This is a genomic window from Clostridia bacterium (assembly GCA_017410375.1).
In the GTDB taxonomy this organism is placed as follows: domain Bacteria; phylum Bacillota; class Clostridia; order RGIG6154; family RGIG6154; genus RGIG6154.
On record JAFQQW010000017.1, the window covers coordinates 1 to 16,187 of the forward strand.

The 16,187-nt window shown below is 43.0% G+C and carries 11 protein-coding genes; 8 read left to right on the forward strand and 3 right to left on the reverse strand.

Annotated elements, in window-relative coordinates; translation table 11 throughout:
* Nucleotides 1-171: 171 nt before the first annotated feature.
* From IJE10_02665 to IJE10_02675, 3 genes are read right to left on the reverse strand one after another with little or no spacing between them, the layout of a single operon-like run.
* On the reverse strand, nt 172-945 hold the full coding sequence (locus IJE10_02665; protein MBQ2967009.1) for an SDR family oxidoreductase: 774 nt from the start codon (nt 943-945) through the stop codon (nt 172-174).
* Complete coding sequence (locus IJE10_02670) at nt 945-1,850, reverse strand: dihydrodipicolinate synthase family protein (GenBank protein ID MBQ2967010.1); 906 nt, start codon at nt 1,848-1,850, stop codon at nt 945-947. The genes IJE10_02665 and IJE10_02670 overlap by 1 nt, the downstream gene beginning before the upstream one ends.
* Nucleotides 1,851-1,863: 13 nt before the next feature.
* Nucleotides 1,864-3,558, reverse strand: a complete 1,695-nt coding sequence (locus IJE10_02675; GenBank protein ID MBQ2967011.1) for a dihydroxy-acid dehydratase — start codon at nt 3,556-3,558, stop codon at nt 1,864-1,866.
* 407 nt (nt 3,559-3,965) lie between these two features.
* On the opposite strand from IJE10_02675, the gene IJE10_02680 reads away from it, so the two are divergent.
* The 8 genes from IJE10_02680 (at nt 3,966) to IJE10_02715 (ending at nt 15,790) form a co-directional block, all read left to right on the forward strand.
* The gene (locus IJE10_02680; GenBank protein ID MBQ2967012.1) at nt 3,966-5,570 is read left to right on the forward strand and encodes a glycoside hydrolase family 3 protein; all 1,605 of its coding nucleotides are present in this window, start codon (nt 3,966-3,968) and stop codon (nt 5,568-5,570) included.
* 96 nt (nt 5,571-5,666) lie between these two features.
* A complete protein-coding gene (locus IJE10_02685) occupies nt 5,667-8,138 on the forward strand; it encodes a hypothetical protein (GenBank protein ID MBQ2967013.1) in 2,472 nt (823 codons plus the stop codon).
* 406 nt (nt 8,139-8,544) lie between these two features.
* Nucleotides 8,545-10,839, forward strand: a complete 2,295-nt coding sequence (locus IJE10_02690; protein ID MBQ2967014.1) for an AMP-binding protein — start codon at nt 8,545-8,547, stop codon at nt 10,837-10,839.
* Between the two features lie 84 nt (nt 10,840-10,923).
* Entirely contained in the window at nt 10,924-12,420 is a 1,497-nt protein-coding gene (locus IJE10_02695) for a glycoside hydrolase family 28 protein (protein ID MBQ2967015.1), read from the forward strand.
* A gap of 141 nt (nt 12,421-12,561) precedes the next feature.
* On the forward strand, nt 12,562-13,467 hold the full coding sequence (locus tag IJE10_02700) for a DMT family transporter (protein MBQ2967016.1): 906 nt from the start codon (nt 12,562-12,564) through the stop codon (nt 13,465-13,467).
* 99 nt (nt 13,468-13,566) lie between these two features.
* Nucleotides 13,567-14,313: a transporter substrate-binding domain-containing protein gene (locus IJE10_02705; GenBank protein ID MBQ2967017.1), complete on the forward strand. Its 747-nt coding sequence runs from the start codon at nt 13,567-13,569 to the stop codon at nt 14,311-14,313.
* Between the two features lie 72 nt (nt 14,314-14,385).
* On the forward strand, nt 14,386-15,054 hold the full coding sequence (locus IJE10_02710) for an amino acid ABC transporter permease (protein ID MBQ2967018.1): 669 nt from the start codon (nt 14,386-14,388) through the stop codon (nt 15,052-15,054).
* Nucleotides 15,044-15,790: an amino acid ABC transporter ATP-binding protein gene (locus tag IJE10_02715; GenBank protein MBQ2967019.1), complete on the forward strand. Its 747-nt coding sequence runs from the start codon at nt 15,044-15,046 to the stop codon at nt 15,788-15,790. Before IJE10_02710 ends, IJE10_02715 begins: the two co-directional genes overlap by 11 nt.
* The last annotated feature ends 397 nt before the right edge of the window (nt 15,791-16,187 follow it).

The following is a 16,187-nucleotide window of genomic DNA, read 5'->3' on the forward strand; positions in this document are numbered from 1 at the left end:
ACAAAAAGCAAGCAATGGAGCGGAATCCTCGATGGATTCCGCTCCATTCAACATCTGTTCAAACCGGAGATTCTTCGCTTCGCTCAAAATAACAAATAGTTCTTTGCTTGCGGTAGAACGACTTTTTCGACAGTCTGAAAGCACTTGCCTTAAAAGCAAGTGCTTTTTACTTTAAAAGCCGTATCTTTCCCGTTTATCCGAAACAAGTGTTGCACCGTTATCCATCACAATGGTTGTGCCTGTTATGGATTTTGCAGAATCGGATGCCAAGAACAGGGCAGTGTCTGCGATTTCTGACGGTTCAACCCATTTCTGCAGCGGAACCTTGTAATAGGTCGCATCTTTTGCATCCAGTCTCGCCGCACCTGTGTCTGTCCAGCCGGGGGCTATGGTGTTGACTCTGATTTTATATTTAGCAAGCTCTATTGCCATATGCTCTGCCATTTTGTTCATGGCAGTTTTCATGGTAGCATATACAGAAACCTCTGCAAAGTGTGCAATGGCGTTGTTGGAGGAAATCATAATGATGTTTCCTGCAAGATTTTTTTCAATCATATACTTTGCTGCCTTTTGCGAGCAAAAGTATGCCCCTTTAAAATCAATGTTGCAAATGGTATCAAACTGCTCTTCGGTGGTTTCAACAAAAAAGGCCTTTTCGGTTACGCCTGCATTGTTTATAAAAACATCCAGACGGTCAAAATGTGCGCGGAATGCCTCAAACATTTTTTCTATCTCGGAAAGCTTGCTTAAATCTGCTTGTATGCTAAGCACCTTGCGGTTCATTTTTTGAATTTCCTGCACAACTTTCTTTGCACCTTCTGTGCTTCCGCGATAGGAAAAAGCAACATCATAACCAGCCTTTGCAAAGCCTAATGCAAGTGCTTTGCCAATGCCGGTTGCACCGCCTGTTATAAATGCCACCTTACCTTGGTTTTTATTTTCCATTACCAGTTATACTCCTTTGCCATTTCTGCGTAGAATTCCTCAAACAGCTTGTCAAAATATGCGTCGGTATTATAAGATGGTTTTCTGCAGTAGTCGGTTTTGATAATACCGCGCTTTTTCAGAATTCGTTTTTCAAACGAAATGATTTGTTCCACATTCTGACGGATGTGATTTAACATGGGCAGAAGCTTATTGTGAACCGCAATTGCTTTTGCTCTGTCACCCTGCATATATTTATTGTAAATATCAAGATATACATCGTACATGGAGCATCCGGGCATAGCACCGATTGCACCTCTGTCCATGCATTCAATAATCTGAAAGCCTGCATTACCCACAAAAACTTTCATCTTTCCGTCGGTAAGAGTCATCAGATTGCTTACATACGGACCGGCAGGCTTACACTCTATTTTGTAATAGATGATATTCGGGCATTCTTTCTGCAACTTTACAAAAACCTCGGGAGCAATGGCAACTCCGGTTTGTTCGGGAGCATATTGAGCCATAATCGGAATTTTTACTGCGTTTCCGATGGCTTTCATGTGTTCATAAAGATATCCGGCTCCCGGTTTTAAGAAGAACGGGGGAAGGAGCATCAAACAATCCGCGCCTGCCTGTTCAAAAAACTCTGCAGTTTTTACAGCAACCTCAGTTGAGTGATCGGTTACCGATATAATGGTTTTTCCGCCAGCTTCTTTTGCCGCTTTTACGGTTACTTCAACCATTTTTCTGCGTTCCTCATCCGAAAGCTTATAGTATTCGCCTGCGATACCAAAGAGTGTTACCGCATGGCAACCGCCATGAATCAGATGTTTAACCAGTTTATCAAGACTTTCATAATCCACTTCACCGTTTTCGGTAAAGGGTGTTGCAATAATCGGACAGATTCCTTTAATTTCAGTCATTTTTAAATTCTCCTTATTCTTTGTATTGCATGTATGTAAGGTCACAGCCTTCGTCTGCCTGTGTGACATTGTCTATAAAGTTGCGTACAAATCCGCGCTTGATATCGTCATGGGTTTTGGGCTTGAATTCCGCAAGTCGCTTTGTCATTTCTTCCTCGCTGATTTCCACTTCAATCAGGTTGTTATCCACATCCAGGTGAATAATGTCACCGTCACGGACTGCCGCAAGAGGACCGCCGATTGCACTTTCGGGTGCAACATGGAGCACCTGTGTTCCAAAGCAACCACCCGACATTCTCGAGTCTGTGATGCGTACAAAATCGTTTATACCCTCGCGGTTAAGCTTAGGCGGAAGCGGCATGTAGTTGCCGTTTTCCGGCATGCCGGGTGCACCCACGGGACCGAACCCCCGAAGAATAATTACAGTGTCCTTTGTCATATCTGAATTTTCATCCAACAGATATTTCTGGCATTCTTCCAAATCCTCGAACACCTTTGCAGGACCTCTGTGTTTTAGCAAATGCGGGCTTGCGGCACTTCTCTTGATTACAGCACCCTTAGGTGCAAGATTTCCGAACAAAACAGATATGCCGCCTTTTTCATTTAACGGATTGTCCAAGGTTCTTATAATCTCAGTATTGTAAGGCAAATTTGCTTCTTTTAAATTTTCGCCTACACTTTTTCCGGTTACGGTAAGACATTCGGTGTGTAAGCTTTTTTCCAGTACCTTCATAAGAGAAGCTACACCGCCTGCATCGTGAAAATCTGTGCCGACCGTGCCTGTGCCGTGCGGTTTTATATTGACAAGAACGGGCGTGTTGTTGCTGATTTCTTCAAAATCCTCTAATTTCAAGTCAATATTGGCTCTGCGTGCAATGGCGATTAAATGAATAATCAGGTTTGTAGAGCCACCTGCCGCCATTAAAACACGAATGGCATTTTCAATGGATTTTTTGTTTATAATATCCAGACATTTAATATCTTTTTCAATCAGTTCCACAATCTGTCTGCCCGATTCCTCGCAAATTCTGAGTTTTTCTGCCGAAACACCAAGACAAGAGGCGGAGTCGGGAAGCGCGATGCCTAAAGCTTCTGTAACAGTCTGGCAGGTGTTTGCGGTGCCCATGATGGGGCAAGCACCGGCACTGCCATACAGGCAACCCTCGTGCTTTGTCATTTCTTCAAGAGAAATTTTGCCTGAAGTGTAGTCGTTATAGAGATAAAAACTGTCTGTACCGCAGGCAAGGGTTTGGCCCTTATAACTACCCGGAAGCATTGCTCCGCCGGGTACATAAATGGTAGGCTTATTTGCGGATACCGCTGCCATAAGCTGTGCAGGCACGTTTTTGTCACAGCCACCGATTAGAACCACACCGTCAAAGGGGTGTCTCTCAATCAATTCTTCGGTTGTGATAGAAAGCAGATTTCTGTACACAAGGCTTGAAATGTCGAAAAACACCTCGCAGATTGAAAGGGTATTTACTTCAAGCGGAAATCCGCCTGCTGCCCAAACACCGCGCTTGATTGCTTCGGAAAGCTGACGAAAATGCACATGTCCCGGATTGGTTTCTGCCCAGGTATTAATAATACCTACGATTGGTTTTTCGATGTCCCGGTCGGTGTATCCCATAGATTTTAATAAAGCGTTTCTTATAAGACCTGTCCGGTCGCCTCTTTTTTTCCATTTTTGTGAATAATTGTGTTCCATAAAAATGCCTCCTTACGGCGTTATCATTCTGCTTGTATTGTAGCATGAACATAAAATAAACACCATATCTTTTTTTGCCGAAGATATGGATTTTTTTTACTTTAAAACCAAAAGGTATCCGTTGTCACATGCGCCACAATGCAGGCTGTCATCATTAAATACAAGCGGGGCACCACAGCATGGGCATTTGTAGCTTTGAATTGAAGGCATGGTTTAACAAATGGTTCGTAAAAGGTATCAAATGGTTCGTAAAAGGTATCAAATCGTTCGTTTTTTGGAAAAATACTTGATTTTACAAAAATGGTATGCTATATTTAGTGCAAGAAACTGATGTGATATGGTTCTTTGACCTGAATCTGCATCCATTCTTGTGCTATTGAATCTCTCGGTAAAAAGGAGGAGAAATGATGAAAAAGGTAGTTCCGTTAAAGTTAGAAGAATTATCCACCCGCCAGAAAATAGGCATGTGCTTTAATGCGCATATTTATAATTTCTGGAAAGAGGAAGTCCGAAAAGAAAATTTGGAAACTACGCTGTCTTTAATTAAAGAGCATGCGTTAGGTTCTGTTTGGTTAGACCCCAATTATCCGAACCGTAATGAAGTTGCAAAACAAATTAAGGATGCTGCCGACTATCCGATTATTATTATGTGCGACGCAGAGTCGGGGTTTGACGAATTTAAAATCGGAGGTCACAACTCTTTAGCATGCACGGGAAACCCTGAATTGGCTTATCAGTTCGGTAAGAACATTGCGGTTGCCGCGAGAAAAGCAGGGTATAATTGTCTGTGTAATCCGGTTGTGGACTCAATTCCGAATCAAAATTATGTTTGCGCAATGACAGTTCGTTCGCTTGGCTGGGACAAAGAGGAAGTGGCAAAATATGCAATGCAGATTGCCAAAGGTATGCACGATGGCGGTTTGCTAACCGTTGCAAAGCATTATCCGAGTCCGGATGATAAACCTGAAATAGATAGTCATATGGCGGAAGGTCAAAGTGAGCTGACCAAAGAAGAGCTTCTGGAAAGAAACTTGTATCCTTATTTAAAATTGAACGAAGCAGGCTTGCTTGACGGTATCATGACAGGTCATTCCAGATTGTGCAAAATTGATCCGGAATATCCCGCAAGCTTATCTAAAAAGGTAATCGACATTATTCGTGAGGCAGGGTTTGATGGCTTTGCCATTACCGACGCGCTTACCATGATGGGTGTTGTTGCCAAATTCGGCAGAGAAAAGTGTCGCGGAATGAGTATTGAAGCAGGCAACGACATTGCGCTGACCTGGGGCGACACAAAACCTTGCTTTGAATCTATGCTTAAATGCTATGAAGAAGGCATTATTTCGGACGAAGCTTTGGACAGAGCGGCTCGCCATGTACTGGAAGCACAGCGCAAAACCATGATTCCTCCTAAATTTGCAGAGCTTACCCAAGAGGATGTTGATACCTTCAATCGTATCAATAAAGAGGCTTCTTTCGGATACTTGGATGAAGGGGTAGCACCTTCTCTTTCAAGAGACTTAAAGCATCAGTTCGTTATCCTTGTAAGAAGTAATGTAGATATTCAATCGAATGATAAAATTAGTGTAGACACATTAGACAAAAGCTGGTATCGTCCGGACAAAATTGCTGAGAAATTAAAGGCGGATTTCCCGAATTCCGAGGTTCGGTTTGTGCACGATTATATGGCATCCGGGCAAATCTATGATACGCTTGAAGATTCGGTTGATTTCGATGACACGGTGTTTATTACCAGTGTAGAATCAAAGGCATACATAGGAAAAGAATGCTTTACTTCCCGTGTTATTGCAACACTTGAGGCACTGCAGGTCACCAATCGGGTAGAGGCGGTAGTCCATTTCGGCAATCCGTTTCCGTTAGAAGATTTACCACATGTAAAACGCATTTTGGTGGGGGTATCTTCTACCGAAAGTGTAGAAAACACGCTGGACATTCTGGCAGGTCGTGGGGAATTGAAAGGCGCACCTGTTTATAAATTGAATTTGAAATGATTAAAAAACGCTCGACTTATGTTCGGGCGTTTTTTTACTTGACTTACTTTTCAAAAAATGTTACTATTAAAGAAAAAGGTAAGACGGAGGACAAAAATGGAACTGAATTTACCTAAAATCCGGGAAGGTGTGACCTATCCCGTTCCGCATTTTCCGACTCTGTTTCAGGCGGTTATTTTTAGATGTTGGGAAATGATTCCGGCTGAAAAAATTGCAAAAGTGCTTCAGACTACTCCCGAAATGGTTCGTGAGCATGCTGAAAAAATGGGTTTGAAGGCACAGAAAAATTTAGAAGAATGGGTACAGAAGGGCTACATTTCCATATTGAGGAATGTGTGGCAGATTTTGCCTTACGAACAAATTTTAGAGCTTTTGGACTGGGACGAAGCGCGCCTTAACTATGTTTTGAAAGAGGATGACTTTTTGAATGTAAAATTCGGGTGGTTTAAGTTTGATTCGCCTAAAGTGGTGTACCGTCCCTTAACCGCCGAAGAGGAACGGGCAACAAAGCTTATCAAAACAGCGATGGAGCAGAATTTAGCTTCGGTAGAAGAAACCGCAAAGCCGTTTAAATTCTTTGAAAAGACATATAAGGCTCTGCCTCGGGAAGCGGTCAGCGGTGTTGCCATCACAAATGCCTGGTGCGTTGAAAATAACGCAGGTGTTGGGGTAACACAGTGTGTTGCAGACTTTTGTGAAGAGCTTTCCCGAAAATTCGGCATCACCTTATCCGAAAAAAGCGAAAACAAAATTTCATTATATATCGACCGCAAAACCGATGACGAGGAATACCATGAAATCGAAATTTCGGAAAACGAAATTTCTGTTCATGCGGCAACCGATTTGGGTGTTTTGCGCGCTCTTTATTATTTGCTTCAGTTGGCAGATGACAAGGGGGCGCCGGTATACGAAAAACGTGGTTATAAGCGCAAAACCGTAATCAAAACCAGATTTATCTATTCGTTTTCCGGACTTTACGGTGATGTTTTGGATGTGGATAATGCCGTGTCCTTTACCGATGATTTGTTAAAGCAATATGCCAAATACGGCATCAACGGTGTTTGGATTCAGGCGGTTTTGTATAAGCTTGTGCCTTTTGCCTTTGACGAAAGCATTTCTGCAGGCTGGCAGGCGAGAATTGATAATTTGCGCAATTTAATTCAGCGTGCCGACCGCTATGGAATCAAGGTTTATCTTTATATCAACGAGCCTCGTGGCATGCCTCACGCGTTCTTTGATCGCTTTCCGCATCTTCGTGGGTCGAAGTATAAGGATGGACTTTCCTGCCTTTGCACCTCTAAAGATGAAGTGAAAAACTATCTGAGGGATGCAATAACCGCTCTTTGCAAAGCAGTCCCCGGGCTTGGCGGATTTTTCAACATCTGTATGTCCGAAAATTTAACCCATTGCAGATCCCGCGAAGATATGAACAAAGAGGATGTCTGTCCTGTTTGTAAAAACAGAGCAAAGGAGGATGTGGCAGCCGAGGTTGTAAGCATTATTGCAAATGCGGTAAAAGAAGCGGACCCGTCCATGAAGGTTTTTTCGTACTCCTGGGCTTGGGAACGGGTGCTCGACATGAAGCAGACCGAAAACCTAATCAAACAACTGCCTCAAAATGTGATTTTGTTAAATGTCAGCGAAAACTGGATGGATTATGAAATCGCAGGCACCAAGGGCAATGTTATTGACTATACCTTAAGCATGCCCGGCCCGTCAGAGTGGTCCAAGCACACTTGGGCATTTGCAAAAAAATGTGGCTTGGAAACTGCCGCAAAGGTGCAGATTAACAATTCCTGGGAATGCTCCAGCGCGCCGTTTTTACCTGTTTATGATTCGGTGCTTGAGCATGTGGAAAACCTAAAAAAAGAAAAGGTCAGCCACATCATGCTGTCCTGGACATTGGGCGGATATCCCTCCGATAACATCAAAATTGCAACATCTGCATTTTTTGAGGATGAAAATGACGACGGCGATGCTTACCGGACAGTTCTTCAAAATAGCTACGGCAAATACGCAGATACCGTAAAAAAAGCGGCAACCCATTTCAGTCAGGCGTTTAGGGAATTCCCATTCTCCTGTGCGAGCATGTATTACGGACCGCAGAATGTGGGAACGGCAAACCTGATGTACAGTAAGCCCTCAGGCTTTACCGCGACCATGACCTGCTATGCATACGATGACCTGGATACCTGGAGAAGCGGTGCATATTCCGAGGAAGTGTATGAGAATCAGTACAGATTGCTTTGTGAAAAGTGGGAAAAGGGTCTTGAAGAACTTAGAGAGATGCCGACCTGCGAATTTTCCGACATGGCGCTTTATGGCTATACCTTCTTTAAATCCTCTTACAATCAGGTGCGTTTTATCCGCATCCGTGAAAAGGAAGAATATAAAACCGAGTGCGTAAGTATTTTAAAGGATGAAATCAACCTTGCAAAAACCGCTTACGAAATTATGAGCCGGAACAGTGCCGTAGGGTATGAGGCGGCAAACCACTATTATGTGAACAAAACCATGCTTGCCGAAAAAATCGTATCCTGCACCGCAATGCTCAAAGATTTTGAATAACAACAAAAAGCAGACATATGCCTTGTGTCTGCTTTTAATATGTAAAGAAAATTTTATAAAATGCTTGACATGGGATTAAAATTGTGGTATATTTAACTGTAATTAAAGGCGTTGACGAAGAGTGCTTTAGGTATTAAACCTTTAAGAGAAGTGGCGGTTGGTGCAAGCCATAGGGGAGAGCTTAAGGTTGTAGCTTCTGAGCCGGGAGGAAGAAAGTTTTAAAAATGAGTAGAACCTCTCCGTGATTGCTGCGTGAATGCATATTGAGCTGTTAGGCTCTGAAGAGTGGCGAAATTTTTTCGCAATTTGAGTGGTACCGCGGGTGATAAGCACTCGTCTCAAAGGTTTTTACTAAGTACTTTGAGGCGAGATTTTTTTTGCCTCGGAAAAGGAGAAAGTTGGTATTATGGTAAACTCAAGAGATGTAAACTTAAAAATTCTCGAAATGGCGCAGCGTATCCGTGAACTGCGCGAAATTGAAAACTACACACCGGAGGAAATGGCTGAAAAAACCGGTATTACCGCCGAAGAGTATTTAAAATGCGAAAACGGCGAAACCGATTTGAACTTTGCCTTTATCTACCGCTGTGCGGCGGCACTTCGTGTTAACGTAACCGATATCATCGAAGGCTACAGCCCGAATCTTAAATCTTACACCGTTACCCGTGCAGGTGCAGGTCAGCAGATTGCAAAGGCACACGGCATGGTGTATCATAACCTGGCATACGCCTTTAAAAACCGTATTGCAGAGCCTTTGTATGTAGTAAGCTCGTATGACGAAGCGGCACAAAGCCGCGACATTGAGCTGACCACCCATACAGGTCAGGAGTGCGATATTGTTATTGAAGGTCATCTTATGGTGCAGGTGGGTGAGCACAAGGAGGTGCTCGGCCCCGGTGACAGCATTTACTACAACAGTGATACGCCTCATGGTATGATTGCGGTAAACGGCAAGGATTGTGCCTTTTATGCGATTGTTTTGCGTGCAGATACCGATATTTCGGAAAATGCAAGCACCGATATTGTAAAGACTGAAGAAATCATCGGCTCGGTACACAGAGATACCAAGGACAGAATTTATCATAAATTCATTGATATTGAAGAGGATGCCCAGGGCACACCCACATCCATCACCTTCAAAAACGAAGACAAATTCAACTTTGCCTTTGATTTGGTAGACGAGCTTTCCAAACGCGAGCCTGAAAAGCTTGCTATGCTCCACATTTCCAAGGACCATGAGGAAAGACCGTTCACCTTTACCGATATGCGCCGTCTTTCCAGCCAGTGCGCAAACTATTTTGCATCTCTTGGCATTAAAAAGGGCGACAGAGTTATGCTTGTGTTAAAGCGTCACTATCAGTTCTGGATAGCAATGCTTGGCTTAAACAAGCTAGGTGCCATCGCAATTCCTGCGGTAGCACAGCTGCATGAGCATGATTTGGAATACAGATTTAACGCTGCAGGCGTCAGCGCTATTGTTTGCACCGCAGACGACGGTGTGGCAGACTTTGTAGACGCGGCACAAAAGAACAGCCCCACCTTAAAAATCAAAATGATGGTTGGTGGTGAAAAAGAGGGTTGGAAGAACTTTGATGAAGACTACAAACGTTTCTCTACCCATTTTGAGCGTACGGCAGATTCTCCCTGCGGTGACGATACCATGCTGATGTACTTTACATCGGGTACATCCGGCTATCCTAAGATTGCAACTCATAACTATAAATATCCCTTAGGGCATTTCCATACCGCGAAATACTGGCATAATGTAGACCCGGACGGCTTACACTTTACCATTTCGGATACCGGTTGGGCAAAGGCAATGTGGGGTAAGCTGTATGGTCAGTGGCTTTGCGAAGCAGCAACCTTTGTGTATGATTTTGACCGCTTTGATGCGGCAGATATTTTGCCCATGTTTGCAAAATATCAGATTACAACCTTCTGTGCACCTCCGACCATGCTCCGTATGATGGTAAAACAGGATATATCCAAATATGATTTTTCCTCTGTTAAGCATATGTCTACTGCGGGCGAAGCTTTAAATCCCGAAGTATATCGCCAATTTGAAAAGGCAACCGGCTTGCAGATTAAAGAAGGCTTTGGTCAGACAGAAAGCACCATGATCATCGGTAACCTTATCGGTAAACCGCACAAAATCGGTGCAATGGGTAAGCCGGCTCCCATTTACAAGGTTGAACTGCATGATGCGGACGGCAACCAGGTAAAAACCTCTGAATCGGGCGAAATTGTTATCAATGTTAAGGACGGTGCACCTTGCGGTCTGTTTACCGGCTACTATGGTGATGAAGAAAAGACCAAAGAGGTTTGGCACGACGGTTATTATCATACCGGTGACGTGGCATGGCGCGATGAAGATGGATATTTCTGGTATGTAGGCCGTGTGGATGACGTTATCAAATCCTCCGGTTACCGTATCGGACCCTTTGAAATCGAAAGTGTTATCATGGAACTGCCGTATGTTTTAGAATGCGGTGTTTCGGCTGTACCTGATGAGGTTCGCGGTCAGATTGTTAAGGCAAGTATTGTGCTTGTAAACGGCAAAGAGCCTTCCGATGACCTGAAAAAAGAAATTCAGAACTATGTTAAGGAAAAGACTGCACCCTACAAATATCCCAGAATTGTAGAGTTTAAAGAAAGTCTGCCCAAGACCGTAAGCGGTAAAATCCAGAGAAATAAACTTTAATACAAAAAAGACAGCTTTTGCAGTTGCAAATGCTGTCTTTTTTTGGTATACTTATTCTGTTAATAGCAGAAAGGGATTTTTGATATGATAAACAGCGTTTGTTATGCAAATAAAATTGTTTTGTACTGGGATTTGCCCGAGAATTTTGAAGAGGGTAACCGTTATTTCGTTTATAAGAATGGAGAAAAGGTAGCTGAAACTCAAAAATGTCACCTGGAAATGGATGACCTTTTGCCGACAACCGAATATAGCTTTTCGGTTGAAATGGTCGGAAAAAATACTTGCACGGTGGGCAACACGGTTTGTGTTACCGAGGCTGAAAAAGAAAGAATTGATATAACCAAACCGCCATACAACGCAGTAGGGGACGGCAAAACCTTGAATACCGAAAAAATTCAGGCGGCAATTGATGCCTGTAAAGAAAATCAGGTTGTGTATATACCGGCAGGAGATTTTATGACCGGTTCACTGTTTTTACATTCTGATATGGAACTTTATATTGAAAAAGACGGAATTTTACACGGAACCTGCGAGGTAAAGGATTACGAGCCGAAAATCAAAAGTCGGTTTGAGGGACACGAAATGATGTGCTATGCGAGCCTTTTGAATATAGGTAAGTTGGATCGGGATGGCGGTTTTAATTGTTCTAATGTAAGAATCAGCGGCAAAGGTACTGTTTGTGGTGGTGGCAGAACGCTTTCAGACAATGTAATTGATGTGGAAACCGTTCTTTTAAAAGACTATCTTGCATCCCTCGGGAGCAAAATTGAAGAGTGCGAAACGGCAACCACCATTCAGGGCAGAGCAAGACCGAGACTTATCAATATAAGCTGTGCACAAAATATTACCATTGCGGGCATTACTGTTATGAACGGAGCCAGCTGGAATGTACATATGATTTATTCGGACAACATAGTGACCTTCGGCTGTATGTTTCTCTCGAAAGGCGTGCATAACGGAGACGGGTGGGACCCCGATTCTTCCACCAACTGCACGCTGTTTGGTAGCGAATTTTTCACCGGCGATGACGCAGTTGCAATCAAATCCGGCAAAAATCCGGAAGGAAACGTAATCAACCGTCCCGCAGAACATATCCGGGTGTTTGATTGCATCAGTCATTTCGGACACGGGATTACAATCGGAAGCGAGATGTCGGGCGGTGTAAAGGATGTTCGTATCTGGAACTGTGATATGGGCAATTCCCTTTACGGTATCGAAATCAAAGGCACAAAAAAAAGAGGCGGCTATGTCCGGGATGTTCATGTAAGCTATTCTAAAGTGTGCAGAGTGTTGATGCATTCGGTGCTTTATAATGATGATGGCGAAGCTGCACCTGATGTACCGGTGTTTGAAGATTGTACATTCGAAAATATGACCCTGACTGCCAAGGCGCGCAACAGTAAAGACGAAATAGAATATTGCGGAGCCATTGAGCTTTCGGGCTTTGATGTGCCGGGTCACTATATAAAAAATGTAAAGTTTAAAAATATTTGCATTGATAACGGCGAAGACAGCAGACGACAGACCATCTGTTTACAATGCTTAGAGAACGTAAGTTTTGAGAATATCAGCTGTCGTTAATTTAGATGATAGAATGAAAAAAGTTATTGTGATACTTTTATGTTTGCTGTTGCTTTTTGTGGCAGTACGCATTGGGACATCGGTATATGAAAACCACACCCGGGGAACAAAAATAAATGAAACGCTTATAGAGGAAACAACATGAGGAAAAATAAAATTATGATAGCGACTCTTGCGGCAATCGCAACGCAGGTGATATTCGGCTTCAGCTTTATGTTTACGAAAATTGCACTCCGGTATGCATCACCCTTTACTGTAATTGCAGACCGCTATATTATAGCTCTTGCAGGGCTTACACTTGTGGTGCTGTTTTCACGCAGAAAAATTAAAATCAATAAAAATATATGGAAGGTTGCTCTGATGGCGATTTTTCAACCTGTTTTGTATTTTCTGCTGGAAACCTACGGCATTAAGCTGACCACTTCGGCATTTTCTTCTGTAATCATTTCACTTACGCCGGTGGTTACCGTGTTGCTTGGTATTTTCTGTCTGCGCGAAAAGCCTGTATTTACCCAGTATGTGTTCATGCTTTTGTCGGTGGCAGGGGTGGTTCTTTTGTCCTGTGAAGGGCGGTCGGATGGGGTAGTGACCTTAGCAGGGGTGCTCTGCCTTTTCGGGGCGTTGCTTTCAAGCTCTGTGTACATGATTCTGTCTCGTAAGCTTTCCGCAGAATATTCGGCATTTGATCGAACCTATGTCATGGCGGTGGTCGGTACTGTGGCTTTTGTGATGCTGGCGCTGTTGGAAAACAGACATGCACCATTAAACCTGGTTCGTCCTTTTATGCAATTGCCTTATATGCTTTCTCTGCTGTATCTTGGTGTTTTATCCTCGGTAGTGGCGTTTTTGTGTCTGAATTTTGCAAGCTCGCATCTGCCGGTCGCAAAAACAACCGTTTTTTCGGGACTGAATATGCTGGTTTCGGTATCGGCAGGCATTTTGTTTCTGCAGGAGCCATTCTCTTGGGAGACTGCCGTTTCGGCAGTTATGATTTTGGTTGGTGTATGCGGCGTGCAAGTTGTGAGCGTCGAAAAATGCAAAAAATAAAGAAAAAAACGAAAAAAACACTAAATTTTGAAATTGTGCTTGACAAAACTTGCATTTTGAGGTAAAATTGAATTACTATTATGTTTGGAGGTTTTTACCATGAAAAAATTATTATGTATTGCGCTTGCGGCTTTGATGTGCCTCGGCCTCGTAGCATGCGGCGGAAACGAAGCAGATTATGTCATTGCAACTGACAAAGGCTTCAGTCCTTTCGAATTCCAGGATGCTGACGGCAACATTGTTGGTATCGACATGGATATCTTAGCAGCAATCGCTGAAGATCAGGGCTTTACCTATGACTTGCAGTATGTTGGCTGGGATGCAGCAATCGCAGCTTGCCAGGCTGGTCAGGCTGACGGTATGATTGCAGGTGCTTCTATTACCGAAGAAAGAAAGAACAGCGGTTGGATTTTCTCTGACGGTTACTATGATGCAACTCAGGGTATGGCTGTTGCAAAGGATTCTGATATCAAAGGCTTTGAAGATATGAAGGGCAAAAAGGTTGCTGTTAAAAACGGTACCATGAGTAACGAATATGCTGAAAGCATTAAAGACGAATATGGCTTTGAAGTTGTAACCTTCTCTACTTCTCCTGATATGTATCAGGCTGTTGAAGGTGGTCAGGTTGATGCGTGCATGGACGATACACCGATTTTGAAGTACAGCATCAAAACAGGTGATCTGAACATGAAATTTGTTGAAGGTACTGAAAATGATCCCGCACAGTATGGTATGGCAATTTTCGATGATGCAAATCAGGAATTGATTGACCGCTTCAATGCAGGTTTGAAGAACATCCGTGCGAGCGGTGAATACGATAAGATTATCGCTAAATATCTCGACTGATAAAAACAATATTAAAAAGGGCATTGCTTCGCCGATGCCCTTTCAATTCATGTATAGGGGGATTTTGACTCCATGAACCAAATCATAAATACCTATGGGTCGTTACTTTTATCTGCAATGGGACAGACGTTGCTCCTCGCACTTTGCGGATTGCTTTTCGGCTGTATTTTGGGCATTGTGTTCGGCCTGATGAGTGTCGTAAAAAGCAAGGTCTGCAGAGTGATTTCAGCGGTCTATGTGAATTTAATCCGCGGTGTTCCTATGATTGTACTGGCATTTTTCGTGTTTTACGGTGTTCCGTACGGCTTAAGAACCATGTTTGATGCGCGGTTTGTTTTAACTGCGTTGCAGGCGGGTACAATCTGTCTTGCATTAAACTGCGGTGCATATATGTCTGAAATTATCCGCGCTGGTATTCAGTCTATTGATCCGGGCCAGATGGAAGCGGCAAGAAGTCTTGGACTTTCTTACTGGCGTTCGATGTTCCGTGTTGTATTGCCTCAAGCAATTAAAAACATGATCCCGAGTATTGTAAACCAGTTTATTATAACCTTAAAGGATACCTCCATTCTTTCGGTTATCGGTTTCCCGGAGCTTGTAAACAAAGCACAGAACGTTATCGCAATTACATTTAAATCTTTTGAAACCTGGGCTATTGTAGCGGTTATGTATCTGGTGGTTATTTTAACTCTCCAGCAGGTTGCAAAAATGTTGGAAAGGAGACTCAGCCGTGGCCGTTAATCGTAATGAAATTAAAATCCATGTAGAGGATTTGCATAAAAAATTCGGAAAACTGCACGTGTTGCAGGGAATTTCCACAGATATTTACGAGGGTGAAGTGGTTTGTGTTATCGGGCCGTCCGGCTCTGGTAAATCCACATTTTTACGTTGCCTGAACATGCTGGAGGAATCCACCTCCGGTGTGATTGAAGTACACGGTCAGCAAATCAATCAAAAGCATGCAAATATCAATAAATTCCGAGAAAATATCGGTATGGTATTTCAGCATTTTAATTTGTTTGCCAATATGAACGTGCTCAGGAACCTGATGCTGGCACCTGTTGACTTGAAAAAAGCAACTAAGGAAGAAGCGAAGGAAAAAGCCATGGAACTTCTGGAAATGGTTGGTCTTTCGGATAAAGCGGAAAGTTATCCTTCACAGCTTTCGGGCGGACAAAAGCAGCGTGTGGCAATTGCCCGCGCCCTTGCCATGAATCCCGATATCATGCTGTTTGACGAGCCTACAAGTGCGCTTGACCCTGAAATGGTCGGCGAAGTACTTGCCATTATGAAACAGCTTGCCAAAGAGGGTATGACCATGGTTGTGGTTACCCACGAAATGGGCTTTGCAAGAGAGGTTGCAGACCGGGTTCTTTTTATGGATGAGGGCGTAATTATAGAAGAGGGAACACCCGAAGAGATTTTTAACAATCCCAAGCATCCCAGAACCATTGACTTTTTAAATAAAGTTTTATAAAACGAAACGAAACCTGAAAAGGTTTCGGTATATAGTCTAGATTTAGTAGGATGAGCCTTTTCCCCAGATTGCAGGGTTAAGGCTCATTTTTATACCTGAATATAGTGTTTTATGGTTGATTCGTAGTGGACAGTTTGAAGATTTTTTGAAAAATATCGTTGAAAGATTTCAGTTGTGATAAGGATTTTTGTGTTATATGTGTCCAAGATTAAAAATTGTTCATGGTTATTTACTTTTCTGGTAATTTGTGATAAAATATTAGTATAAGATGATGAAAGAGTTAGACAAACTTGAATTTGTAGGTGTGAATGATGAAAACTTTATATATGATTGGTGGCACTATGGGAGTTGGAAAAACAACTGTGTGCCAACAGCTCAAACAGGATTTACCGAATAG

Coding starts and splice junctions, on each gene's coding strand:
- IJE10_02680 (MBQ2967012.1), top strand. CDS start 3,966: ATGAAAAAGGTAGTTCCGTTAAAGTTAGAAGAATTATCCACCCGCCAG.
- IJE10_02685 (MBQ2967013.1), top strand. CDS start 5,667: ATGGAACTGAATTTACCTAAAATCCGGGAAGGTGTGACCTATCCCGTT.
- IJE10_02700 (MBQ2967016.1), top strand. CDS start 12,562: ATGAGGAAAAATAAAATTATGATAGCGACTCTTGCGGCAATCGCAACG.
- IJE10_02705 (MBQ2967017.1), top strand. CDS start 13,567: ATGAAAAAATTATTATGTATTGCGCTTGCGGCTTTGATGTGCCTCGGC.
- IJE10_02675 (MBQ2967011.1), bottom strand. CDS start 3,558: ATGGAACACAATTATTCACAAAAATGGAAAAAAAGAGGCGACCGGACA.
- IJE10_02665 (MBQ2967009.1), bottom strand. CDS start 945: ATGGAAAATAAAAACCAAGGTAAGGTGGCATTTATAACAGGCGGTGCA.
- IJE10_02710 (MBQ2967018.1), top strand. CDS start 14,386: ATGAACCAAATCATAAATACCTATGGGTCGTTACTTTTATCTGCAATG.
- IJE10_02690 (MBQ2967014.1), top strand. CDS start 8,545: ATGGTAAACTCAAGAGATGTAAACTTAAAAATTCTCGAAATGGCGCAG.
- IJE10_02670 (MBQ2967010.1), bottom strand. CDS start 1,850: ATGACTGAAATTAAAGGAATCTGTCCGATTATTGCAACACCCTTTACC.
- IJE10_02695 (MBQ2967015.1), top strand. CDS start 10,924: ATGATAAACAGCGTTTGTTATGCAAATAAAATTGTTTTGTACTGGGAT.